23 protein-coding genes and 1 riboswitch are annotated in these 24,182 nt (G+C 64.6%); of the genes, 16 read left to right on the plus strand and 7 right to left on the minus strand.

Going from position 1 to position 24,182, the window contains the following annotated elements:
- Positions 1-56: 56 nt before the first annotated feature.
- A complete protein-coding gene (locus HDE78_RS04010) occupies positions 57-554 on the minus strand; it encodes a CinA family protein (RefSeq protein WP_179477241.1) in 498 nt (165 codons plus the stop codon).
- Positions 555-695: 141 nt separating this feature from the next.
- On the opposite strand from HDE78_RS04010, the gene HDE78_RS04015 reads away from it, so the two are divergent.
- The 11 genes from HDE78_RS04015 to katG all read left to right on the plus strand — a co-directional run bounded on the left by HDE78_RS04015 (position 696) and on the right by katG (position 13,327).
- Positions 696-1,802 carry a calcium:proton antiporter gene (locus tag HDE78_RS04015; RefSeq protein ID WP_179477242.1) on the plus strand — a complete coding sequence of 369 codons (1,107 nt, stop codon included), beginning with the start codon at positions 696-698 and terminating at the stop codon, positions 1,800-1,802.
- Positions 1,803-1,952: 150 nt separating this feature from the next.
- Complete coding sequence (gene mutS, locus HDE78_RS04020) at positions 1,953-4,640, plus strand: DNA mismatch repair protein MutS (RefSeq protein WP_179477243.1); 2,688 nt, start codon at positions 1,953-1,955, stop codon at positions 4,638-4,640.
- A gap of 33 nt (positions 4,641-4,673) precedes the next feature.
- The gene (locus tag HDE78_RS04025) at positions 4,674-5,579 is read left to right on the plus strand and encodes an urease accessory protein UreD (protein WP_179477244.1); all 906 of its coding nucleotides are present in this window, start codon (positions 4,674-4,676) and stop codon (positions 5,577-5,579) included.
- 32 nt (positions 5,580-5,611) lie between these two features.
- On the plus strand, positions 5,612-5,914 hold the full coding sequence (gene ureA / locus HDE78_RS04030; protein WP_179477245.1) for an urease subunit gamma: 303 nt from the start codon (positions 5,612-5,614) through the stop codon (positions 5,912-5,914).
- 38 nt (positions 5,915-5,952) lie between these two features.
- Positions 5,953-6,546, plus strand: coding sequence for a HupE/UreJ family protein (locus HDE78_RS04035; protein WP_179477246.1), 594 nt, complete (start codon positions 5,953-5,955; stop codon positions 6,544-6,546).
- On the plus strand, positions 6,543-6,878 hold the full coding sequence (locus tag HDE78_RS04040) for an urease subunit beta (protein ID WP_255457619.1): 336 nt from the start codon (positions 6,543-6,545) through the stop codon (positions 6,876-6,878). The genes HDE78_RS04035 and HDE78_RS04040 overlap by 4 nt, the downstream gene beginning before the upstream one ends.
- Positions 6,879-6,891: 13 nt before the next feature.
- A complete protein-coding gene (gene ureC / locus HDE78_RS04045) occupies positions 6,892-8,595 on the plus strand; it encodes an urease subunit alpha (protein ID WP_179477247.1) in 1,704 nt (567 codons plus the stop codon).
- A 38-nt stretch (positions 8,596-8,633) separates the two neighbouring features.
- Positions 8,634-9,176, plus strand: coding sequence for an urease accessory protein UreE (ureE, locus tag HDE78_RS04050; protein WP_179477248.1), 543 nt, complete (start codon positions 8,634-8,636; stop codon positions 9,174-9,176).
- A complete protein-coding gene (locus HDE78_RS04055; protein WP_179477249.1) occupies positions 9,166-9,861 on the plus strand; it encodes an urease accessory UreF family protein in 696 nt (231 codons plus the stop codon). The genes ureE and HDE78_RS04055 overlap by 11 nt, the downstream gene beginning before the upstream one ends.
- Entirely contained in the window at positions 9,858-10,520 is a 663-nt protein-coding gene (ureG, locus tag HDE78_RS04060) for an urease accessory protein UreG (RefSeq protein ID WP_179477250.1), read from the plus strand. Before HDE78_RS04055 ends, ureG begins: the two co-directional genes overlap by 4 nt.
- A 536-nt stretch (positions 10,521-11,056) precedes the next feature.
- Positions 11,057-13,327, plus strand: coding sequence for a catalase/peroxidase HPI (gene katG, locus HDE78_RS04065; protein ID WP_179477251.1), 2,271 nt, complete (start codon positions 11,057-11,059; stop codon positions 13,325-13,327).
- A gap of 375 nt (positions 13,328-13,702) precedes the next feature.
- Here katG and HDE78_RS04070 read toward each other — a convergent pair whose 3' ends face one another.
- Entirely contained in the window at positions 13,703-14,293 is a 591-nt protein-coding gene (locus HDE78_RS04070; protein WP_179477252.1) for a response regulator, read from the minus strand.
- A gap of 107 nt (positions 14,294-14,400) precedes the next feature.
- Positions 14,401-14,805 (minus strand): S4 domain-containing protein, encoded by a 405-nt coding sequence (locus HDE78_RS04075; protein WP_179477253.1) that lies wholly within the window; start codon positions 14,803-14,805, stop codon positions 14,401-14,403.
- Between the two features lie 56 nt (positions 14,806-14,861).
- On the opposite strand from HDE78_RS04075, the gene HDE78_RS04080 reads away from it, so the two are divergent.
- Positions 14,862-15,125 carry a ribosomal protein L7/L12 gene (locus HDE78_RS04080; protein WP_218862021.1) on the plus strand — a complete coding sequence of 88 codons (264 nt, stop codon included), beginning with the start codon at positions 14,862-14,864 and terminating at the stop codon, positions 15,123-15,125.
- A 49-nt stretch (positions 15,126-15,174) separates the two neighbouring features.
- Here HDE78_RS04080 and HDE78_RS04085 read toward each other — a convergent pair whose 3' ends face one another.
- Together HDE78_RS04085 and HDE78_RS04090 are read right to left on the minus strand one after the other, a co-directional pair.
- Positions 15,175-15,735, minus strand: coding sequence for a response regulator (locus HDE78_RS04085; RefSeq protein ID WP_179477255.1), 561 nt, complete (start codon positions 15,733-15,735; stop codon positions 15,175-15,177).
- Between the two features lie 67 nt (positions 15,736-15,802).
- A complete protein-coding gene (locus HDE78_RS04090; protein ID WP_179477256.1) occupies positions 15,803-16,702 on the minus strand; it encodes an AEC family transporter in 900 nt (299 codons plus the stop codon).
- A 117-nt stretch (positions 16,703-16,819) separates the two neighbouring features.
- Here HDE78_RS04090 and HDE78_RS04095 point away from each other — a divergent pair, with 117 nt between their 5' ends.
- The 4 genes from HDE78_RS04095 (at position 16,820) to HDE78_RS04110 (ending at position 21,772) form a co-directional block, all read left to right on the plus strand.
- A complete protein-coding gene (locus HDE78_RS04095) occupies positions 16,820-17,956 on the plus strand; it encodes a phosphotransferase (RefSeq protein WP_179477257.1) in 1,137 nt (378 codons plus the stop codon).
- 31 nt (positions 17,957-17,987) lie between these two features.
- Positions 17,988-18,084: riboswitch (TPP riboswitch) on the plus strand.
- Between the two features lie 60 nt (positions 18,085-18,144).
- Positions 18,145-20,343 (plus strand): TonB-dependent siderophore receptor, encoded by a 2,199-nt coding sequence (locus tag HDE78_RS04100; protein ID WP_179477258.1) that lies wholly within the window; start codon positions 18,145-18,147, stop codon positions 20,341-20,343.
- A 16-nt stretch (positions 20,344-20,359) separates the two neighbouring features.
- Complete coding sequence (pnuC, locus tag HDE78_RS04105; RefSeq protein WP_179477259.1) at positions 20,360-20,947, plus strand: nicotinamide riboside transporter PnuC; 588 nt, start codon at positions 20,360-20,362, stop codon at positions 20,945-20,947.
- A gap of 162 nt (positions 20,948-21,109) precedes the next feature.
- Positions 21,110-21,772, plus strand: a complete 663-nt coding sequence (locus tag HDE78_RS04110) for an MOSC domain-containing protein (protein ID WP_179477260.1) — start codon at positions 21,110-21,112, stop codon at positions 21,770-21,772.
- A 100-nt stretch (positions 21,773-21,872) separates the two neighbouring features.
- On the opposite strand, the gene HDE78_RS04115 is transcribed toward HDE78_RS04110, so the two are convergent.
- Both HDE78_RS04115 and HDE78_RS04120 read right to left on the minus strand, forming a co-directional pair.
- The gene (locus HDE78_RS04115; RefSeq protein ID WP_179477261.1) at positions 21,873-23,381 is read right to left on the minus strand and encodes a SulP family inorganic anion transporter; all 1,509 of its coding nucleotides are present in this window, start codon (positions 23,379-23,381) and stop codon (positions 21,873-21,875) included.
- Entirely contained in the window at positions 23,378-24,076 is a 699-nt protein-coding gene (locus tag HDE78_RS04120) for a carbonic anhydrase (protein WP_179477262.1), read from the minus strand. Before HDE78_RS04120 ends, HDE78_RS04115 begins: the two co-directional genes overlap by 4 nt.
- Between the last annotated feature and the right edge of the window lie 106 nt (positions 24,077-24,182).

Raw genomic sequence — 24,182 nt, forward strand, 5'->3', positions numbered from 1 at the left:
TCGCTACCGTCGCAGTATCCCACACCCGTCAAGCCGATCTGGCGGCGCGCGGCGCTTCATTCCGTCAGAATTTTGCGCAAACCGGCGAGCGCCGCCGCCACGGTCTGCCGCCTGACCGCCTCGCGATCGCCCGGAAAATGGAATAGCTGCGCACAACCGTAGCCGCCGCGCCGTTTCCAGCTGATCCAGACCGTGCCGACCGGCTTTTCCACGGTGCCGCCGGAAGGCCCGGCAATACCGGTGACAGCTACCGCCACGCCCGCACCAAAGCGCGCCAGTGCGCCGGAGACCATTTCCAGGGCGGTTTCCTCGCTGACGGCGCCGGTACGCTCCAGCGTGCGCGGATTCACCCCGAGCAGTGCCTCCTTGGCCTGATAACTGTAGGTCACCACGCCGGCGTCGAACCAGGTCGAACTGCCCGGCAGATCGGTCAGCGTCTTGGCAATCCAGCCGCCGGTGCAGGACTCGGCGGTCACCAGCATCAGCTTCTGCTCAATCACGATGCCCGCCACGTCCTTGGCCAGCTCGTGCAGATGCGTATCGGAAAAATCCATCGTTGAACTCGATGACTGATAAGGCCTGATTATGTCACGGCGCGTTCGCGTGCTTTTCGCAACAAAACCGTCGAAACCGTCGACGAACACCAGCCGCATTACACTCGCAGACCACCTTCCGCCGCTGTTCGGAGCCACGTCATGAAAGTATTTGTTCGTCCTGTTCTTGCGTGGCTATCGGTCGCTCTGTTTCTGGTGTTCGGCGCCCATTGGATGAGCGCACTGGCCAGCCCGATCGTGGGTGTCGGCCTCTTCGCCTGGCTGTTTCTGGTGATCATCTGGGTCGCATTCGGCGTGGTGCACGAGGCGGAAGAGCTCGCCCACATACTGGGAGAACCCTTCGGCACGCTGATTCTTACCCTGTCGATCGTGCTGATCGAAGTCGCGCTGATCTCCGCCGTGATGATCAGCGCGCAGGACGCCTCGACACTGGCACGCGACACCATGTTCGCGGTGCTGATGATCGTGCTGAACGGGGTGGTCGGCCTGGGCCTGCTGATCGGCGGGGCGCATCATCACGAACAGTCCTACAACCTGCAGGGCGCGTCGGCCTACCTCGCGGTGGTCATTCCGCTGTCGACCATTGCACTGGTGCTGCCGAAGTTCACCGCATCCACCTCGGACAGCACGCTGACCTCACTGCAAGCGGCCTGCTTTTCCGTGCTGACGATTGCGCTTTACGGCATCTTTCTGTGGCTGCAGACGGGACGGCATAGCGGTTTCTTCGTCGAGCCGGCCAATGGCGATCAGGCGGTGGTTGCCGAAGCCACCGTCACTGCGCCAGCAGCGTCCAAACGAAAGCTTTTCGGCCATGTGGCGATGCTGCTGGTCCACATTCTACCGATCGTCATTCTCTCCAAGAGCCTGGCCAAAGTGCTCGATCACGGCATCGCCGCCATGGGCGCGCCGCCGGCCCTGGGCGGTGTGGTGATTGCGATGCTGGTGTTCACGCCGGAAGGTATTTCCGCGCTGATCGCCATCCGCCGCAACCAGCTGACGCGTGCGATCAATCTCTGCCTCGGCGGCGCCACCTCCACCGTGGGACTGACGGTTCCCGCCGTCCTGATCATCGGACTGATCACCGGCCAGAAAGTCGTGCTCGGCCTGCCGCCGGCCAGCATCGTGCTGCTGGCGGCCACACTGATCCTCAGCGGACTGACGTTTTCCGGCTCGCGCACCACCATGCTGGAAGGGGCAGTGCACCTCTCGCTGTTCGCGGTCTTTCTGGTGCTGGTGTTCAGCCCATGAGACGACCGGCCCGGCCTTGTGCGCACGGCCAGCATCCCTAGGAACACACCGCATGCGAAACTGATGGACTGACATTCCTTCGTCTGGCGGGTAAAGCCGCCGGACGCGTTCCGTCCCTGTTCCAAGCGACCACGCCAAGACCCGCATCGCATGACCCAAGACGATCTTTCCCAGCACACCCCGTTCATGCGTCAGTACCTGGGCGCCAAGGCGGCGCATCCCGATGTGCTGCTGTTTTTCCGGATGGGCGATTTTTACGAGCTGTTTTTCGACGATGCGCGCAAGGCCGCGCGGCTACTGGATATCACTCTCACCCAGCGCGGACAATCGGGCGGTGCGCCGATTCCGATGGCGGGCGTGCCGTATCACGCGGCGGAGAATTATCTGGCGCGGCTGGTGCGGCTGGGCGAATCGGTGGCGATCTGCGAGCAGATCGGCGATCCGGCGCTGGCCAAGGGCATCGTCGAGCGCAAGGTGGTACGCATCGTCACGCCGGGCACGGTGACCGACGCCGCTCTGCTGGAAGAGCGCCGGGACAATCTTTTGCTGGCGATCGCCGGCGGCCCGCGCGACAGCTACGGGCTGGCCTGGGTCGATCTGAGCAGCGGCCGCTTTCTGCTCAGCGAAGTGCCCCATGCCGAAGCGCTGGCCGCCGAACTGGCGCGGCTGCAGCCGGCCGAAACGCTGGTCGACGAAAACATCGCGTGGCCGAAATTCGTCGGCAACCTGCCCGGCCTGCGCAAACGGCCGCCGTGGCATTTCGATATCGACACGGCCAAGCGTGAGCTCAACCGTTTCTTCGGCACGCGCGACCTCGGCGGCTTCGGCGCGCACGATTTGCCGCTGGCCATCGCCGCTGCCGGCTGCCTGCTCGGCTACGTCGAGGAAACGCAGAAAAGCGCGCTGCCGCATCTGTCCGGCATGGCGGTGGAAAACGCCAGCGAGACGATCGCACTGGATGCCGCCACGCGGCGCAATCTGGAAATCGATACCCACCCCAGCGGCCGCACCGAACACACGCTGCTCGGCGTGCTCGATGAGACCGTCACGCCGATGGGGGCGCGCTTGCTGCGCCGCTGGCTCAACCGGCCGCTGCGCTCGCGCGAGGTGTTGCGTCTGCGGCATCAGGCGATCGGCACATTGATCGACGCCCGCCGTTACGAGGCCCTGCGCGAACCGCTGCGCGGCATCGGCGATCTGGAACGCATCCTCGCCCGCGTGGCGCTGCGCTCGGCGCGGCCGCGCGATCTTTCCACATTGCGAGACGGCCTTGCCGCAGCGTCTGGTATCAGTGCGCTCATCCATGAGCGCGAAGATCAAGAAGCGGCCATCCCTGGCCGCACTCCTCGAGAAGCGTCGCCCTTGCTGGCTTCTCTCGTCGAACGCATCGGCGACCACGCCAACATCGCCGAGCTGCTTACGCGCGCTGTGGTCGCGCAGCCGCCGGTACTGCAGCGCGACGGCGGCGTGATCGCCGACGGCTACGACGAGGAGCTGGACGAACTGCGCCGGCTGTCCACCCACGCCGATCAGTACCTGGTCGAACTGGAGGAGCGCGAGAAAGCCGCCAGCGGCATCACCACGCTGAAGGTCGGCTACAACCGCGTGCACGGCTACTACATCGAAATCACCAAGGCGCAGGCGGACAAGGCGCCGACGCACTACACGCGCCGCCAGACCACCAAGAACGCCGAGCGCTACATCACCGAAGAGCTGAAAAACTTCGAAGACAAGGTGCTCTCCGCGAAAGAGCGTTCGCTGATGCGCGAAAGGGCAATTTACGAAGCGCTGCTCGACACGCTGATCGAACAGCTGGAGCCGCTGAAATCCGCAGCCATCGCAATGGCCGAACTCGACGTGCTGGCCACGCTGGCCGAACGCGCCGACGCGCTGGACTGGAGCGCCCCTGAACTCACCGACATACCCGGCATCGCGATCAAGCGCGGGCGTCATCCGGTGGTGGAAAAAGTTCGCGACGAGCCGTTCGAACCGAATGACCTGATCCTAGGCGATCCGACCCGCGACGATGCCGCCGAGCGCAGCGCTCGCCGCATGCTGGTGATCACCGGCCCGAACATGGGCGGCAAATCGACCTATATGCGGCAGAACGCGTTGATCGTGCTGCTGGCCCATATCGGCAGCTATGTGCCTGCCACGCGCGCGACGATCGGCCCGATCGATCGCATTTTTACCCGTATCGGCGCCGGCGACGACCTGTCGCGCGGCCAGTCCACCTTCATGGTGGAGATGAGCGAAACGGCCAACATCCTGCACAACGCGACCGAGCACAGCCTGGTGCTGATGGACGAAGTCGGCCGCGGCACCAGCACGTACGACGGACTGTCGCTGGCGCGCGCCGCGGCCGTGCATCTGGCGGCGAGCAGCCGCTCTTACACCTTGTTCGCCACGCATTATTTCGAGCTGACCGAGCTGGCCGGCGAGTATCCGTCGATCGCCAACGTGCATTTGGATGCCGTCGAATTTCACGACAAGAAGCTGGGCGAGCAGCTGGTGTTCATGCACGCGGTGAAGGACGGCCCGGCCAACCGCAGCTTCGGCCTGCAGGTGGCGGCGCTGGCCGGCCTGCCGAAATCGGTGATCGCCGACGCGCGGCGCACGCTGGCCGAACTGGAGCGCGGCGGTGCCGAGCACCGTTCGTCGCATAAGCGTGGCTCCACGCAGTCGCCGCAGCTCGGCCTCTTCGGCATGCCAGCACCAGCCGCGCCCGAACCGTCGGCGCTCGACCGCGCTATGACCGAGATCGATCCGGATGCGCTGACCCCGCGCGAAGCGCTCGATGCGCTGTACCGGCTGAAAGGTCTGCTAACGTCGGGTTGAGCCGCCCAAAAATTTCGCGCAGGGATTTCGTCGTTGTCTTATCGCTCGACGCCAGATGCTGCCCCCGCTGTCGACGCCCATCCCCGGGCATCGCAGCTCGACGCATGGTCGGCGCGGCTCGAACTGCGCTTTGCCCGCCGCGGCGACACCACGGAGGCGGTGCATCGAAACCATCGCGGCCCGCTGCGCGTGCAGCGCATGCTGTATCCGGAGGGTACCGGCTGCTGCCATGCCCTGCTGCTGCATCCGCCCGGCGGCATCGCCGGCGGCGACCGGCTTGAAATAGACGTCCACATGGAAACCGGCGCACACGCCCTGCTCACCACGCCAGGTGCCGCCAAGTGGTACCGAGCCGGCGATGCCGCACCGGCACAACAGGCGCTGCATCTCACGGTGGATGACGACGCCTGCTTGGAATGGCTCCCGCAGGAATCGATCCTGTTCGACGGCGCCAAAGTGGTGCAGACGTGCCAGATCACCCTGGCGCCGCGGGCGGCGATGTTCGGTTGGGACATCGTGCAGTTGGGCCGGCTGGCGGCGGGCGAACGATGGAACCAGGGCTTTTGGCAGCAGCGGCTCGCGCTATCCCGCGGCGTTCGGCCGGTGTGGCTGGAACAGGCGCATCTGGATGCCCACGACCCGCTGCGCGATTCGCCGCTGCGGCTGGCCGGCCACCCGGTATTTGCCGCGGCCTGGGCGTGCTCGCCGCGACTCTCGGCCCAGCATGCCGACGCGCTGGCCGCTGCGCGCGCCACGGCATCGCGCTTCGATCTTCCCTGCGGCATCAGCTGGCTGGGGGCTCCTGCGGAGTTGCTGGTGATACGCGCACTCGGCGCCAGCGGTCACACAGTGCGTGAATTGTTCGAAGCGTTGTGGCATACCTTGAGGCCATGGAGCTCGGCCATGCCGCCGCAGCGGCCGCGCATCTGGTCTACCTGAGCCGCAACAAGCCAAACCCGTCGAGATGAACCATGGAACTGACGCCGCGCGAAAAGGACAAGCTGCTTATCTTCACCGCGGGCCTGCTGGCCGAGCGGCGCAAGGCGCGCGGGCTCAAGCTCAACTACCCCGAGGCGATCGCGTTTATCAGCGCGGCGATCATGGAAGGCGCGCGCGACGGCCGCAGCGTCGCCGAGCTGATGCACTTCGGCACCACCCTGCTCGGCCGCGACGACGTGATGGACGGCATCGCCGAGCTGATTCCGGACATCCAGGTCGAAGCCACCTTTCCCGACGGGACCAAGCTGGTCACCGTGCACGATCCGATCGGCTGAACCCGCACCACTGAAGCCCTGAAATCTTGAGGATTGCCATGCACCGCACCCTGCCACGCCGCCTCATCGTCACTGCCGCCGCCCTGCTGCCCACCATCGCGATGGCGCATCCGGGCCAGTGCGGCCACGGCTTTGGCTCCGGCCTCGCCCATCCGTTCACCGGTATCGACCATCTGCTGGCCATGGCCGCGGTCGGCTGGTGGAGCGCCACCACGCAGCAGCGACGCTGGTGGATGGTGCCGCTGGCCTTTGCCAGCTGCACGCTGCTGGGTGCGCTGATCGGCTTGAACGGCGTACTGCAGCTGCCCGCCAGTGAAACCATGATCGCGCTCTCGCTGGTGGTCTTGGGCGCACTGCTGATAGGCAAACTGCGCCTGCCGACGGCGGCAGCCTGCGGCATCGCGGGGGCTTTCGCACTGTTTCACGGCTACGCGCACGGCGTGGAGATGCCCGCCTGCGGCATGGGCGAGCCGTGGCTGGCCGGCATGGTGACCGCCACGGCGTTGCTGCACCTGGGCGGCGCGTTGGCTGGACGGCTGGCCGCACGGCATGCCGATTGGGCCACGCCACTGGCCGGCGGCGTGACCGCGCTGACCGGCGTCGCCCTGCTGACCGGAGTGATCAGCGCATGAAGCCCAGCCCGATGAACGGCGGTGGCTGCATACCCGGCGAATACCTGATCGACGATGGCGACATCGCACTCAACGTCGGTCGCGACAAGCTCACGCTGGCGGTGGCCAACACCGGCGACCGGCCGATCCAGATCGGCTCGCATTATCACATCGCCGAAACCAATACCGCGCTGCATTTCGATCGCGCCGCCGCGCGCGGCTTTCGCCTGGATATCGCCGCCGGCACCGCGGTGCGTTTCGAACCGGGGCAGTCACGCGAGGTCAGCCTGGTGGCACTGGCCGGCGATCGGATCGTCTACGGTTTCAACGGCGGCGTGATGGGACGGCTCTGATGGATATGTACGAATGACCATGCTCAGCCGCCGCGCCTATGCCGAAATGTTCGGCCCCACCACCGGCGACCGCGTGCGGCTGGCCGACACCGATCTGATCATCGAAGTGGAAAAGGATTTCACCACCTACGGCGAGGAGGTGAAGTTCGGCGGCGGCAAGGTGATCCGCGACGGCATGGGCCAGAGCCAGCGGCAGACCGCCGACTGCGCCGACACGGTGATCACCAATGCGCTGATCGTCGACCACTGGGGCATCGTCAAGGCCGACGTCGGCCTCAAGCACGGGCGCATCAGCGGCATCGGCAAGGCCGGCAACCCGGACATCCAGCCGGGCGTGACCATCGTGATCGGCCCCGGCACCGAGATCATCGCTGGCGAGGGGCTGATCCTCACCGCCGGCGCCATCGACAGCCATATCCATTTCATCGCGCCGCAGCAGATCGAGGAAGCGTTGATGTCCGGCGTTACCACCATGCTCGGCGGCGGCACCGGGCCGGCTACGGGCACCAATGCGACCACCTGCACGCCCGGACCCTGGCATATGCAGCGCATGCTGGAGGCGGCCGAAGCGTTTCCGATGAACCTGGGTTTTCTCGGCAAGGGCAATGCCAGCCTGCCTGAAGCGCTGCACGAACAAATCCTCGCCGGCGCGATCGGCCTGAAGCTGCACGAGGACTGGGGCACCACGCCCGCCGCGATCGACTGCGCGCTGCGCGTGGCCGACGAAACGGATACGCAAATAGCCATCCATACCGACACGCTCAACGAATCGGGTTTCGTCGAAGTGACGCTGGCCGCGTTCAAGGGTCGCACTATCCACACGTACCATACCGAGGGCGCCGGTGGCGGCCATGCGCCGGACATCATCAAGGCGGCCTCGCTGCCGAACGTGCTGCCCAGCTCGACCAATCCGACCCGCCCCTTCACCGTCAACACGCTGGACGAACACCTCGACATGCTGATGGTCTGCCATCACCTCGACCCGGGCATCGCCGAGGACGTGGCGTTCGCCGAAAGCCGCATCCGCCGCGAGACGATTGCCGCCGAGGACATCCTGCACGACCTGGGCGCGTTCTCGATGATCAGCTCCGATTCGCAGGCGATGGGCCGCGTCGGCGAGGTGATCCTGCGCACCTTCCAGACTGCGCACAAGATGAAGGTGCAGCGCGGTTCGCTGGCCGGCGACCCGGCGCGACACGACAACAGCCGGGTCAAACGCTACTTGGCCAAGGTCACGATCAACCCCGCAATCACGCACGGCATCAGCCACGAAGTGGGTTCGATCGAAGTCGGCAAGTGGGCCGACCTGGTGCTGTGGAAACCGGCGTTCTTCGGCGTGAAGCCTGCGCTGATTCTCAAGGGCGGCAGCATTGCGGCAGCGCCGATGGGCGACCCGAATGCCTCGATCCCCACGCCGCAGCCGGTGCACTACCGGCCGATGTTCGGCGCCTTCGGCCGCAGCCTGACGCAAAGCTCGCTGACCTTCGTATCGCAAGCGGCGCTGGATGCGGGACTGGGCGAACGACTCGGCCTGCAGAAGAAACTGGTCGCGGTGCGCCACTGCCGAAGCATCGGCAAGGCCGACATGATCCACAACGCGGCGATGCCCGATATCCAGGTCGATCCGCAAACCTACGTGGTGACCGCCGATGGCGAGCGGCTTTGGTGCGAGCCGGCCGAGGTGCTGCCGATGGCGCAGCGTTACTTCCTGTTTTGAGTACTTGGTTTGAAAGCAACTTATTTTGAGATCAGCGCATGCTGATGATCCATCGTCACCTCGATGCATCGACGAAGCGACAGGCCGACGACGTGCCGCTCGAACTCGCGTTCGATACGCGCAAGCGCAGCCGGCATCGGCTCACGCTGCCCGACGGTCGTGAGCTCGCGTGGGCGCTGATGCCCGGCCTGACGCTGCGCCCTGGCGACCGGCTGCAGGCCGACGACGCGTCGGTGTTTGTGGTGGTGGCCGCGCCCGAGCCCGTGCTACGCGTGACCGCCGACACGGCGATCGCGTTGACGCGCGCGGCCTATCACCTGGGCAACCGGCATATCGCGGTCGAGGTCGGCGACGGCTATCTGGCGATTACGCCCGACCCGGTGCTGCGCGACATGCTCGATCAGCTCGGCGTGCGGGTCGAGGCGACCGAAGCGCCGTTCCAGCCGGAAACCGGCGCCTACGGCGGCGGCCACAAGCACGGCCACGATGCCACGTTTGCGGAGGATTACGCGCTGGCACAGGCAGTCTTCCGCCGGCACGAGCCCAACCTTTCGCCGCTGCGCGATCCGCATGAGCGCTGATCGCTCGAACCTGCCTGCTCTGCTGCAGCTGGCGTCGGCGGCGCTGCCGGTCGGCGCCTTCAGCCATTCGCTGGGGCTGGAAGCCGCGCTGGAAGCAGGCGTCGTGCGCGATGCCGCCAGCGCCGAACAGTGGATTGCCGATTACCTCGCACTGGCCTTGGCCGACGGCGAGGCGCCGCTGTGGCGCGCGCAGTACGCCGCGTGGCTGGCGCTGGATGAAAACACCCTGCTGGCGATCAACGACCAACTGGTCGCCATGCGCGAAACCGCCGAGCTGCGCATGGAGAGCGAACAGACCGGCCGCTCGCTGGCGCTATGGCTGCAGGCGCTTCCGCAGTTGTCCACGTTCACCGAAACCCATCGCGCGATGCTGGGCCGACTGCTTCCGCCGGCCTACGCCAGCGTGCACGCGTGCGCGTCTGCCGTGCTTGACCTCGACGAGCGCGATGCGCTGCAGGCGATGGGCTGGAGCCTGGCGGAAAACCTCACCACCGCAGCGGTGAAGCTGGTACCGCTGGGACAGATTGCCGGGCAGGCGATGCTGCGCCGCCTCGCCAGCCAACTGCCGGCCTGGGTCGAGACAGCGATGGCCCGTGCACCAACCCAGGCCCGCAATTTCACGCCGATGCTGGGCATTCTGTCCGCGCATCACGAAACCCAATACACGAGGCTGTTCCGCTCATGAGTATCGCCACCGCATCACGCCCCCATATCACCCGATCGCCCCGCACGCGCGCGCTGCCGCCGCTGCGCGTGGGCATCGGTGGCCCGGTCGGCTCGGGCAAAACCACCTTGCTGGAAATGCTGTGCAAGGCGATGCGCGACCGCTACGACCTCGTGGTGATCACCAACGACATCTACACCAAGGAAGACCAGCGCCTGCTCACCGTCGCCGGCGCGCTGGAACCCGAGCGCATCATGGGCGTTGAAACCGGCGGCTGCCCGCATACGGCGATTCGCGAAGATGCCTCGATCAATCTCGAAGCGATCGAACGCATGCTCGACATCTACCCCGATGCCGACATCGTGTTTATCGAATCTGGCGGCGACAATCTAGCCGCGACGTTTTCGCCCGAGCTGTCGGACCTCACCCTCTACGTGATCGACGTGGCCGGCGGCGAAAAGATTCCACGCAAGGGCGGCCCCGGCATCACGCGCTCCGATCTGCTGGTCATCAACAAGACCGACCTGGCCCCGCACGTCGGCGCCTCGCTCGAGGTGATGCGCGAGGACACCTTGCGCATGCGCGGCGACAAGCCGTTCGCGATGACCGACCTGCGTCGGCAGAACGGCCTGGAGCAGATCATTCGCTTCATCGAAACGCAGGGCCTGCTGCTGCCCTGATCGGCGTTATGCACGCCGACGTACTGAGACCACCATGCAGGCTTCGCTCTTGCCGACCGCTGTCGTTTGCATGCGAAGCGAGTGAGCGCATCACGACCCCCGAAACGCCGCCGACCTCATCACGGAACTCACGCGCTTCTGTGCCGCCAAATGACGCGGAGCAGCAAAATTGTCATAGGCCAGCGCTATCGTTTACATAAAAATAATCTAGTTCTATTGATGATGCAGAGCGCGTAGATTCCGAAGGACGGTACGTCACCCGCCAGCCACTCTTGTCCGCCACTCGCAAGGAGCCAGCACCATGAGCAACGATCGCCACACTCTGACTACTCGCATCGGTATGGCCAAGCCCGACCACTGATGCCACCTCGCCGCCGGCTTCTTACAGACGTTTGTCCGTGAGGCAGCCCCCTGCCATCGAGGCGCTGGCGCCACCTCTAGAACCAAAAAGCAATCAAAAAAAATCACTGATGTAGCTACCTGCACGCCGAACCGGCGCGCATAGCCAGATTCCAACGAACCAAGGTGGAGAACCCATGACCAACGAAGCCAAATGCCCGTTCAATCACGCTGCCGGCGGCGGTACGACCAACCGCGACTGGTGGCCGAACCAGCTGAATTTGAAGATCCTGCATCAGCACTCGTCCCTGTCCGACCCGATGGGCGAGAATTTCGACTACGCCAAGGAATTCAACAGCCTCGATCTGGCGGCGGTGAAGAAGGATCTGCTGGCGGTAATGACCGACTCGCAGGACTGGTGGCCGGCCGACTTCGGTCACTATGGCCCGTTCTTCATCCGCATGGCCTGGCACAGCGCCGGTACGTACCGCACGGGTGACGGGCGTGGAGGCGCGGGCGCCGGTCAGCAGCGTTTCGCCCCCCTGAACAGCTGGCCGGACAACGTGAGCCTGGACAAGGCGCGCCGCCTGATCTGGCCGGTCAAGCAGAAGTATGGCCGCAAGATTTCCTGGGCCGACCTGATTGTGCTCACCGGCAACGTCGCGCTGGAATCGATGGGCTTTAAGACCTTCGGCTTTGCCGGCGGTCGCGCCGACGTGTGGGAACCGGAAGAAGACGTCTACTGGGGTTCGGAAACCAAGTGGCTCGGCGGCGACGTGCGCTACGGCAACGAAAAGAAGGATATGGAAAAGCCTGGTGACGGCGTGCTGGTGGCCGAAGCCGAACTGCACGGCAGCGAACAGAGCCGCAACGAAGGCGACCGCAAGCTCGAGAATCCGCTCGCCGCGGTGCAGATGGGCCTGATCTATGTGAACCCGGAAGGTCCGGATGGCAACCCCGATCCGCTGGCATCGGCACACGACATCCGCGAAACCTTCGGCCGCATGGCCATGAACGACGAAGAGACCGTGGCGCTGATCGCCGGCGGCCACGCCTTCGGCAAGACCCACGGTGCCGGTCCCGCCGACAATGTCGGCCCTGAGCCCGAAGCCGCGCCGCTCGAGCAGCAGGGCTTCGGCTGGAAGAACAGCTTCGGCACGGGCGTGGGCAAGGACGCGATCACCAGCGGCCTGGAGGTGACCTGGACCAGTACGCCGACGAAATGGAGCAACGAGTATTTCGAAAACATGTTCCGCTACGACTGGGAGCTGACCAAGAGCCCGGCCGGTGCGCATCAGTGGACGCCGAAGAACGGCGGCGGTGCGGGTACCATTCCCGATGCATTCGATCCGTCCAAGCGTCACGCGCCGACCATGCTGACCTCGGATCTGGCGCTGCGCTTCGATCCCGTCTACGAGAAGATTTCGCGCCGCTTCCTGGAAAATCCGGATCAGCTCGCCGATGCGTTCGCGCGCGCCTGGTTCAAGCTGACCCACCGCGACATGGGCCCGCTGGCCCGCTACCTCGGCCCAGAAGTGCCTTCCGAAGAACTGCTCTGGCAGGATCCGATTCCGCCCGTCGACCATGCCCTGGTCGATGACAAGGACATCGCATCGCTGAAGGAGAAGATTCTGGCCTCGGGCCTGTCGGTCTCGGAACTGGTGTCCACCGCATGGGCAGCCGCCTCCACCTTCCGCGGCTCGGACAAGCGCGGTGGCGCCAACGGCGGCCGCATTCGTCTCGCCCCGCAGAAGGACTGGAAGGTCAACGAGCCCGAGCAGCTGGCCAAGGTGCTGAAAGCGCTCGAGGGTATCCAGAGCGAGTTCAACGCGGCGCAGTCCGGCGGCAAGAAAGTCTCACTGGCCGACCTGGTCGTGCTGGCCGGTGGCGTAGGCGTGGAAAAGGCGGCCAAGAATGCCGGCCAGACCGTCACCGTTCCATTCACCGCGGGACGCGCGGACGCCTCGCAGGAGCAGACCGACGTCGAGTCGTTCGGCTATCTCGAGCCGATCGCCGACGGCTTCCGCAACTACCTCAAGGGCAAGTACCGCGTGTCGGCCGAGGCGCTGCTGGTCGACAAATCCGAGCTGCTGGAGCTGACCGCGCCCGAAATGACCGTGCTGCTCGGCGGCCTGCGCGTGCTGAACATCAACCATGGCAAGAGCAAGCACGGCGTATTTACCAATAAGCCGGAAGCGCTGACCAACGACTTTTTCGTGAACCTGCTCGACATGGGCACGGAATGGAAGGCCGTCGGCGGTGGCACCGACGAGTTCGAAGGTCGCGATCGCAAGACCGGCGAAGTCAAATGGACCGGCACCCGCGTGGATCTGGTCTTCGGCTCGCATGCGCAGCTGCGCGCGCTGTCGGAGGTTTACGGAAGCTCGGACGCGAAGGAGAAATTCGTCAAGGACTTCGTCGCCGCGTGGACCAAGGTGATGAACCTGGATCGTTTCGATCTCGCGTAGTCAAGATGGAAAAGTAGACTGCCATCCATGTCTCCTGTGGACGGCCAAATAAAAACGGCGGCTCGCAAGAGCCGCCGTTTTTATTATCTAAGCACCAAGACTAGTGACGATAACAACGTAGCCGCGTAGGTTGGGATGAGCACAGCGAATCCCCAACACCGATCTCACGAACTCGTTGAGGGATTACGCGCTGGTCCTGCCAATCGCTCTGCGCCACAGGCCGGAATGAGCGCAGCGATTGTGGAGGCAGGCTGCCGGAACGAACATTCGCGAAGCGAATGGAATCGCCCGCAAGGCGAGCGGCCGTAGCGGCTCGTCATCATGGATCGCGCGAACTCGTCGGGGTTCGCTGCGCTCACCCCAACCTCCAAGGGCTCATGCATGCCAGTCGCCAAATCCATGCGCGATCTCGGCATCCGGCATGGCGATGTCGGGAATCGCGTCGTGTGCGGTGGCGACCGCAGGCATTACTGGTGTGCTGACGGCGTTCGCCGCGGAACGAGGCGCCAGCCGCCCGGCCAGCACCAACTGACCGATCCGGTGATACACCTCGTCGCGACCGAAGGGCTTTTTCATGAAATCGTCGGCGCCAAAACGCTGCAGATAAAACTGCTCGGTCGCCTGCGCGTTGCCGCTGATCATCACGATGGGGATGTGCTGGGTGCGCGGATCGTTGCGCAGGGCGCGCAGCACGTCGAAGCCGTTGAGTCCGGGCATCACCACGTCGAGAAAGATCAGCGCCGGCTGTTCCCGAATCGCCATGATGATGGCGCTATGGCCGTCGCTCGCCTTCAGCACCGCGTACTGATCCTGCAGCAGCATCTTGCCGAGCACCGCGCAGATCGTCGGCGAATCGTCGACCACCAGCACTCGCGCACCTGCAGCGGCCTGCGGACGCGCGCCCGAACCGATGCTGTTGAGCAGGCGCTGGACAAAACTGGGCTTGGCGAAGCTGACGTTACTCATGATGCAATCCCCTGAGGCGGACCCATGGTCGAAACGGCGCCGCGCCGTGTCGATGGCGCTGTTGGAGATAGTTCCGCAAATTCCACCGGAAGAATGCGATGCACGGCTCAGCGCGAGTCCTTCATCCGGCGCAGATCGCGGCGCGCATGCTTGTCCGGACGCGACGGCGGGTGATCGAAGGCTGCGCCGCTGAGCCGTCGCTGCTCTTTCAGCGTCTCGCGCGCCAGTCGGCTGGCGTCGGTTTCGCGGTACAGCGCCTGCGCCGCACTCGCCGGGCCGCGCTTGTCGGAAAGCGCCAGCACGACGACCTCCATTCGCTCGTCGCCGCGGACCACCTTCAGGCGATCGCCCACGTGCAGCGCCTTGGCCGGCTTGCAACCGAGGTCGTCGACGTCGATCTTGCCTCCCTCGATCGCCTGCTTGGCCAGGCTGCGCGTCTTGAAGAAACGGGCGACCCACAGCCAGATATCGACACGCACTTCGTGCACGGATTTGCTCTCTCGTTCGCTCATGCGGGATAGTCTCGCTCGATCGACGTCACAGATGGGAGAAAAGCATGGAATGGCATATGTCCAACAGCATTGTCGGTGCGCTGCTCTTTGTCGGCGGCTACGCGCTCGGTCGCGTCAGCAAGACGCTCGACATCGCACGCGAGACGCGCGCCCGATGGACGCCGAACCCCAACATCGACGACGCCGATATCGAAGCGGCGATTCGCGCAAAAACCAAGATCGAAGCCATCAAGCTTTACCGACAGCGCACCGGCGCCGGCCTGAAGGAAGCCAAGCAGGCCGTCGAGGCGATCGCGCAGCGCATCAACGTGCGTCTTTAAAGCGTACGTGCATTCGCCACGTGTAGGCAACGAGCGCCGGCACGACGACTCAACGATCGTGCGGATCGGGCATGGCGATATCCGGGATCGCATCCTGCACCGTCTGATCGACCGGCTCGTCGGTCACTGCCGCCTGTTCGCGCTCACGCACGGTCAGGCGTCCGCTGGAGGTCAACGCCTGGATGCGCGCAAACACTTCGCCGCGGCCGAACGGTTTTTTCATGAAATCATCGGCGCCGAAGCGCTGCACGTAGAACTGCTCGGTCGCCTGCAGGTTGCCGCTGATCATCACGATCGGAATGTCATGAGTCAGCGGCTCACGGCGCAGTGCGCGCAACACGGCAAAGCCGTTCATACCCGGCATCACGATATCGAGAAAAATCAGGTCCGGCAGTTCGCTCCCGGCCAGCGCGATCGCTTCTTCGCCGGTGCCGGCCTTGATCACCACATGCCCGTCCTGGCTGAGCAGCTTGCCGAGCACGGCACAGATTGTCGGCGAATCGTCGACTACCAGCACATGCAAACCTTTGGGCACACCGCTGCGCGGCGCAGCCCTGCGCTCCGACTGACCGCTACCAAAGATCCGCTTGATCCGCTCGAACGTGGCCATGCAACGACACTCCCCTGAGTATGGTCTCAGTCTCGGCGCACCGGCACCCGCACGCAAGCATCGCTGGCTAGCCCAGCAGCCAGTTACCCAGCGGTATGCTGGCCAGAGAGAGCACGATGCCGCTACTGAGAACGGTGTTGGCCAGCGCCGGATCCAGATCGTATTCGTCGGCCAGCATCGCTGCCGAGATCATCGGCGCCATCGCCGCCTGCAGCACGCCGACCGTCAGCACCAGACCATGCACGCCGGCCAGTTTGCCCACAGCAAGACAAACCAGTGGCGCCAGCAGCATTTTCCAGCCCAGGCCTGCAGTCACCGCAGCCATCTCGCGTTCACCGGGGCGAAACCTAAACTGCAGGCCGACCGAGAACAACGCCAGCGGCGTCAGCGTGGCGCCCAGCGGAATCAAAACGCCGTCGATCGCGGACGGCCAGCCGCCCAGTCGGCCGACCACGATGCCGATGACCAGGGACACGAAGGCGGGAAACGTCAAAATGCGCCGCAAGATCATCGCCGGCTGCGGCGTGCGCCCGGCATAGATCGACGCCACCACCACGCCCGCCGACGCCAACAGCGGAAAGCAACCCAGCTGATCGGCCACCACGGCCAGGGTCAAACCGTCCTTGCCATGCAACGCCTGAATCAGCGGATAGCCCATGAACGAGGTATTGCCCAGGCCGCATACCAGGATCAGCGCGCCGATTCGGCCCCGCGACCAGCCCAGCCGCGGACCCAGCAGGCCGAATATCAGCCACGCACCGAAGAAGGTGATCCACATCGCCGCGACCGGAAACCACAGCGGCGGGTCGAAGCTGACCTTGGGGATCAGCTCCAGCACCAGCGCCGGCAGCGCCACATTGATCACCCACCAGTTGATGCCCGGCACGATGCCGGCCGGCGGCCGGGCAAGGCGCGCTACCAGCGCGCCGAGCACAAGACAGGCAAACAACAGCAGCAAGGCACTCATCGAATCTCGCGTAGCGATGACAGCAGCCGCCATTAGACGCGATGCTGCGCCGGCCTGAAAGCGCCGATGGCGGCATTCGGAGATAATCGCCGCCTTCTTCGACTCGCGCGCCCACCCATGTCGGACATCACCCATCGCGTGCACGGCCTGGCCGATGACGTCGTTTCACCCGACTGGCCGGCGCTGCATGCCGACGAAGTGGCGCTGTTGTTGCACCGCTATCCCGCACTCGGCAAACCGCTGAGCATCCGCTGGCATAGCCCGCGACCGCTGTCGACTGCCGTGCTGATCGACACCGATGCCGGCGCCGCCTTCGTCAAACGGCATCATCGCCTGGTGCGTTCCGTGGCAACGCTCGGCGAAGAGCACCGCTTTATGGCACATCTGCGCGCCGCAAGCATGCCCATACCCGAAGTGATCGAGGATATGGACGGCCAGACGGCCATCGCGATCGGCGACTGGGTCTATGAAATCCACGCCGTCGCCGATGGTACCGACCTTTACCGCGACGCCATATCCTGGTCGCCCATTGTGGAAAGCGGACATGCGCGGGCGGCCGGCCACATCCTGGCAACGCTGCACGAGGCAGCCGCCGGGTACCTCGCCGATCAGCGCAGCACGCATATACTGGTGGCGCGCAGCGAGCTGCTCGCGGCGGACGATCCGGCCGCCGCACTTGCTCTGCAGCTAGCCGATAGGCCGGGTCTGGCCGACTACCTGCGACAGCGCGATTGGCCGACCGATCTTCAGCGCATGCTGGCGCCCTGGCACACCACACTGTCGCCGCGTGTGGCCCAGCAGCCTGTGCTGTGGACGCATAACGACTGGCACGTATCGAATCTCTGTTGGAGCGACGATGGCCCTAACGCTCGCGTCGCCTCGGTACTGGATTTCGGACTGTCCTCGCGCACGTTTGCGCTGTTCGATCTGGCTACCGCGATCGAACGCAATGCGATCGCCTGGCTGGCGCTGGAACAAGGACATGGCGCCGTACACGCCGATATCGCCAGCGCGCTGATCGACGGCTATCGCGAAGTACGCGCACTGAGCGCCGACGACATCCATCTGCTGGCCGACCTGCTGCCGCTGGTGCATGTCGATTTTGCGCTATCGGAGGTGGAATATTTTCACGCCGTCACCGGCTCGCGCGCCAATGCCGACGTCGCCTACGATACCTTTCTGCTCGGCCATGCCGCGTGGTTTGCCACGCCGCCCGGGCGGACCCTGTTGCAGGCGATTCGCGCACAGGCCTGACGCATAGCCCGCGTTTCGTGATTCAATAGCGGTCTTGAAGCGGGGGTGCCCGGCGTTTGCCGGGCTGAGAGAGTCCCTTGGAACCTGACCCGGTTAGTACCGGCGTAGGGAGCTTGCTGAGTCGTTCGCGTCCAATCGGGCGTGCGGCTTGCCGTCGCTTCGTGTGCCCCACCACGAGACGATGACCCATGCTGCTTATCCGCCATCCGCTTCCGCTCGCCCTGCTGTCTGCCTGGGCGTTCACCGCTGCGTTCGCCGTACGGGCCGACGACGCCACCACACCCAACGCAGCGCAGGCTACTGCGCTGGCTACGGTCAAGGTCAAAGGCAAAACCGACAAGGGCTATCGCGCCGAGAGTTCGCAGGTCGACACGTTCGGCAGCTTCGGCAACGCACCGCTGCACGACACGCCGGCCGCCGTCACGGTCATCACGCGCGACCAGTTGGACGACCGCCAGCCGCGCACGCTGAGCGAAATCGCCCGCTCCGACGCGGCACTGGGCGACAATTACGCGCCGGTCGGCTACTACCAGGACATCTCCATCCGCGGCTTTCCGCTCGACCTGGCGACCGGCTTTCGCCTCAACGACATGACCATCACCGCCGAGCAGCTGACCCCGCTGGAAGACAAGCAGCAGGTAGAAATTCTCAAGGGTTTGGCCGGTCTGGAAGCCGGCGTGGTCGCACCCGGCGGCCTGGTCAATTACGTCAGCAAGCGCCCGGCAGACGTCCAGACAATCACTGTCGGCACCGACTCACACGGCTCGCAGTACACCGCGCTCGACGTGGGCAAGTGGCTGACACCGAATTTCGGCGTGCGTGTCAACGCGGCGCACGAGGACATCCACTCCTACGTCGACCATACGAACGGCCGGCGCAGCTTTATCTCGCTCGCGGCGGACTGGAACATCAGCGACAACGCCACCGTACAGCTGGATACCGACTACCAGACCAGCGGCCAACGCTCGGTTTCCGGCTACCAGTTGCTCGGCGGCACCACGCTGCCGCCGCATCCCAGCAGCACGCAGTTGCTGGGTTACGAGCCGTGGCAGCAGCCGGTCGGCATACACGCCAGCAATACCACGCTGCGCTTCAACTACCGCCTCAGCGACAGCTGGAGCCTTCAGCTTTCCGGCAGCCACAGCCACAGCGTGATCGACGACAACGTGGCGTATGCGTACGGCTGTTTCTATGCCGCCGCGTGCGCCAGCGGCGCCACGCCCGGCTATTTCTTCGCACCAAACGGCGACTACGACATTTACGATTACCGCAGCCCCGACGACACGCGCGAAAACGACGAAGCGCGCGCCGTGCTCAAGGGCAGTTTCGATATCGGCAGCGTGAGCAACGAGGTCAGCCTGGGCACCAGCGCCTTCCGTCGCACGCTCGATCAGCGCCCGTATGTTTACGACTACGTGGGTACGGCGAATATCAGCGAGTTCAATCCGCCCTACTACGCGCCGTCGCCGAATGAGCCAGGCCTCTCAGCGCGCACGCTGACCAGCTGGCAGCATGCCGTGTTCGGACTGGATCGTATTCACTTTGGCGAGCATTGGCAGGTGCTCTTAGGCGGCCGTTTCGTGCATCTGGAAGAGCGTGCCTATGATCCGTACGGCGTGCTTCAGCGCGACACGCGCCTGAGCAAGGTGCTGCCGCAGGCCGCCGTGATGTGGCAGCCGACGGCGCCGCTGACGCTCTACGTGAGCTACAGCGAAAACCTTTCGCTCGGCGCACAGGCGCCGTACTGGACCTCCAACGGCAACGACGTGCTGCCGCCGCTGCTGTCACGGCAGGTCGAAGCCGGCGCGAAGTACGCGTGGAGCGATGCGCTGGACCTCACCGCCGCGCTGTATCGCATCAGCCAGCCGTATCAATTCGCGCAACCCAGCAATACCGCGGCCGGCTTCACCTTCGTGCAGGAAGGCATAGAGAAACATACCGGTCTGGAGCTCAACGCCGACGGCCGCCTTACCGACAATCTGCGCCTCACCGCCAGCCTCAATTTCATTCAGGCCGAAGCGTACGACACCGGCACACCCGCCTACGAAGGGCATCAGGTGGTCAACGTGCCGCGCGCGCGTTCGGCCGTCTATCTGGATTACCGCCTGCCGTTTCTTACCAACCTCAGCCTGCTCGGCGGCTGGCGCTACGCCAGCGCCAATCCGGCCACGCCCAATGGCCTGGTCAGCGTACCGGCGTACAACGTCTTCGATGCCGGCATGCGCTACACCACCACCCTGGGAGGCCACGCGCTGATCTGGCGATTGAATATCGACAACCTGTTCAACCATTTCTACTGGCGCGATACCGGCACCTCCGGCGGCGACAGCTTCCTTTTTCCGGGCGCGCCGCGGCTGGCGCGACTTTCCGCAACGCTGGCGTTTTGAGGCCGATGCAATGGAAATGACCTGGATCGAACTGATCGGTGCCCTGCTCAGCGCGTGGGCGGTCTGGCTTACCGCCCAACGCCGGCCGTGGTGCTGGCCGATCGGTCTGCTTTCGGTAGCGGTCTACGTGGGGATCTTCGCCGAGGCGAAGCTCTATTCCGACGCCCTGCTGCAGATCGCCTTCGCCCTGCTGATCGTCTACGGCTGGCTGCGCTGGCTGCGCCATCTCAACGACGACGGGCGCGTGCAGGTGGCCCCACTGGCGACGAAAGACGCGCTGGCACATATCGCGATTGGCATCGTAGGTTCGCTGACACTCGGGTTCGTGATGCATCGCTGGACCGACGCGGCGCTACCCTGGCTCGATTCGGCATTGACCGCTTTCAGCCTGGTCGCGCAGTGGTGGCAGGCGCGTCGTCATATCGCCGCCTGGTGGCTGTGGATCGTGGTGGACGCGATCTACGTGGGCGAATACGTCTACAAGCATCTGGTGATCACGTCGGTTCTGTATGCCGGCTTCATCGTGCTGGCATTCATTGGCGTGCGCAGCTGGAAAAAGGCCGGTCAAGGCAACGGGGCGGACAAAAAACCTGCCGTCGCCTGAGGTCGAGGTGCCCATCCAACGACGACGGTGTATCGCTCGTCGCCCATTCACTGCGGCCGCCTATCCTCCGCTCGTGTAAGGGTAAGCTGAAGTCACGCTAGGATGACGTCCGCGCATACACTTAGCCGGCACAGCAAGCAGGTGGAGTAAGCAGCAATGTCGATGAGCCTGAGTTCCGTCAATGTCTCGCGACCAATGGAAGTACGGCACGGCGACACCTCGGTGATGACCGGCATTTTCAAGCGGGCTGTAGTCGGTACGGTCGCGGTGCGCCGACTCAATCTCGATGGCGACGGCCAGGCGGATCTCGTCAATCACGGCGGGGAGAGCAAGGCGGTCTACGCGTACTCGCTGGATCACTACGACTACTGGCGCGAGGCACTGGGTCGCGATGACATGCCTTACGGACAATTCGGTGAAAACCTCACCGTGGCCGGACTCGACGAAGCGCGGCTCTGCATAGGCGATCAGCTGCAAATCGGCGATGCGCTGTTCACCATCAGCCAGCCGCGAGTACCGTGCTTCAAGCTCGGCATTCGCTTTGCCGACAAACGCGTACCGAAGATGTTCGCGCTGTCCCTGCGCACCGGCTTTTATCTGCGCGTGTTGAAGGAAGGCACCCTAAAAGCCGGCGACACGGTGGATGTCGTTGCCAAAGGTGTGGGAGGCTTGTCGATCCGATCGCTGTTCGATGCCTACCTGAAGCCCAACGATCGCGAAGCGCTGCGTCTTCTGGCACGTGCGATCGAAATACCGGAACTGTCGCCGGAATGGCGCGGGCATATCGGCGAGAGGCTTGCTCGACGACCCGACCTGGGCCGTTAATCGCTGGTCATTCATCTCCAATGACCCGATCATCTTCAACTGCAGACGAACGACGATGACAAGCATCGGTCGATGCTTGTCATCGCAGCCATCCCCTCGATTACGCCGCCGCGCGCTGACCTTCCACGCGTGAGTGCAGCGCCTTCCAATCGACCACCAGCTCGCAGCCGCGCGCCGACGCATTGCGCGACCACTCACGTAGTACCTCCAGGCAGGCCTGGTCGACGTGCGACAAACGATCGAGCACCAAGGTCAGCCGCGTGTTGTTCGGCACCCGCTCCAGCGTGCGCGCCATGCTCGGCACCTTGAGGAACGTGGCCGAACCTTCCAGGTGCAGCGACGCCTCACCGGGCGTGGCGTCGTTGTGCAGGCCGATCTTCAGCCGTGACGACAGCAGCGCGAGACGAAACAGTGACAGGCCGAAGCCGATGATGACGCCGGCCAGCAGATCGGTCGCGACAATCGCAATCGTGGTCGCCAAATAGATCGCCGCCGTTCCCTTGCCGTAAACCGCAAGATCTCTGATCTGCCCCAGGTTGACCATCTTCACGCCGGTGTAGACCAAGATGCCGGCCAGGCACGAGACCGGCGTCATGCGAAGCAGCCACGGCAGCAGCAGCGCGAACACCATGAGCCACGCACCGTGCATGATCGTCGCCCCGCGCGTCGCCGAGCCGGACTGCACGTTGGCCGAACTGCGCACGATCACGCCGGTCATCGGCAGCGCGCCGAGAAAGCCGCACAGCATATTGCCGACGCCCTGCGCGGTAAGCTCTCGGTCGTACTGCGTGCGTGGACCGTCATGCATGCGATCCACCGCGGCGGCCGATAGCAGCGTTTCCGCACTGGCGATAAACGCGAACGTCACCGCCGCGATCAGCAGGGTTGGATCGAACACATCGGCCAGTCCGCTCCAGGTCGGCATAGTGATCGCCGAAAACAGGTTCGACGGCACATCAACCTTCTTCACGCCGATGCTCGCGAGCTGCACCACGCCAGTGACGGCGACGACCGCCAGCAGCGCGCCAGGCACAAACTTCAGCCTGGCCGGCCGCAGCTTTTCCCACGCCAGCATGATGGCGATGGTCGCCAAACCTACCGCCAGCGCGGCCTTGCCGGTACCGCCTTCGAACGCCGTCATCAGCGCGCCCGGCAATGCGGCGAAGTTTTGCAGACCCTTCGCCGCCGGGCTGGCATCGAGCATCACGTGCGCCTGCGAGGCGACGATGAGTATGCCGATGCCCGACAGCATGCCGGCCACCACCGCCGGCGAGGTCATGCGAAACCAGATGCCGACGCGGCATAGTCCTGCCGCCACCTGGATCAATCCCGCCAGCAAAATCACCGGGCCCAACGCTGCCGCGCCGTGCGTGCGCACCAGCTCGAACACCAGCACGGCGAGGCCCGCCGCAGGACCGCTGACCTGCAGCGGCGAACCGGAGATGAAGCCGACCATCAGGCCGCCGACGATGCCGGTGATCAGACCGGCGGCCGGCGGCATGCCCGACGCAATGGCGATCCCCATGCACAGCGGCAGCGCCACCAGAAACACTACGACCGATCCCAGCAGGTCGCGGCTGAACAGGCCTTGGGAGAAATAGTTTTTCATCGGGGTGACCTCAGGCCGCCGTGGCCGCGAGCGATACGAAAACGCGCCATTGGAGAAGCCTGCGGCACTGGATGACCTGAGACCGGTACATCGATAAATCGGCCCTCGGCGCCGTCGAAGGCGCGCAACTCGGCATCGGGGATATCGAATATCCAGCCGTGGATATTCAGGTTGCCCCTGGCCATGCCCACCGCGACCGCCGGCAAGGTGCGCAGATGCTCCAGCTGGGCGACCACGTTCTCTTCGGTGAGGCAACGCAGGTAATCCTCGCCGTGCAGATGCGCGCACTTTTCCGCCGTGACGTGCTGCGCCACATCGGCATGCTTCAACCAGGATTGCACCGACGGCATGCCGTCGAGCTTGCCGGGATGTTGCAAGGCCTTCATCGCGCCACAGTCCGAGTGCCCGCAGATCACGATGTGCTGCACCTCCAACACCTTGACCGCGTACTCCACCGCGGCCACCACGCCGCTGACGTGCTGCGCGTACGGCGGCACGATGTTGCCGATATTGCGATAGACGAACAGCTCGCCCGGCTGTGCCGAAAACATCATCTCGGGCATCACTCGCGAATCGGCGCAAGTGATGAACATCGTGTGCGGGCTCTGGCCCTTCGCGAGTTGTTCGAACACCTCGCGCTGCTCGGGGAAAACCTCGCGACGAAAACGAGCAAAACCATCGATCATGCGTTCCATGGGATATCTCCAGAAATAGTGGCCCACGCCGCCGAGGCGGCGAAGCGAAAACAGTTGCCCGTCGGCGCCGTGCGGCGCTTCGTGAGGCTTGAGAAACAAGGGAGAG

The sequence above is a fragment of the Rhodanobacter sp. K2T2 genome (assembly GCF_013408815.1).
In the GTDB taxonomy this organism is placed as follows: Bacteria; Pseudomonadota; Gammaproteobacteria; order Xanthomonadales; family Rhodanobacteraceae; genus Rhodanobacter.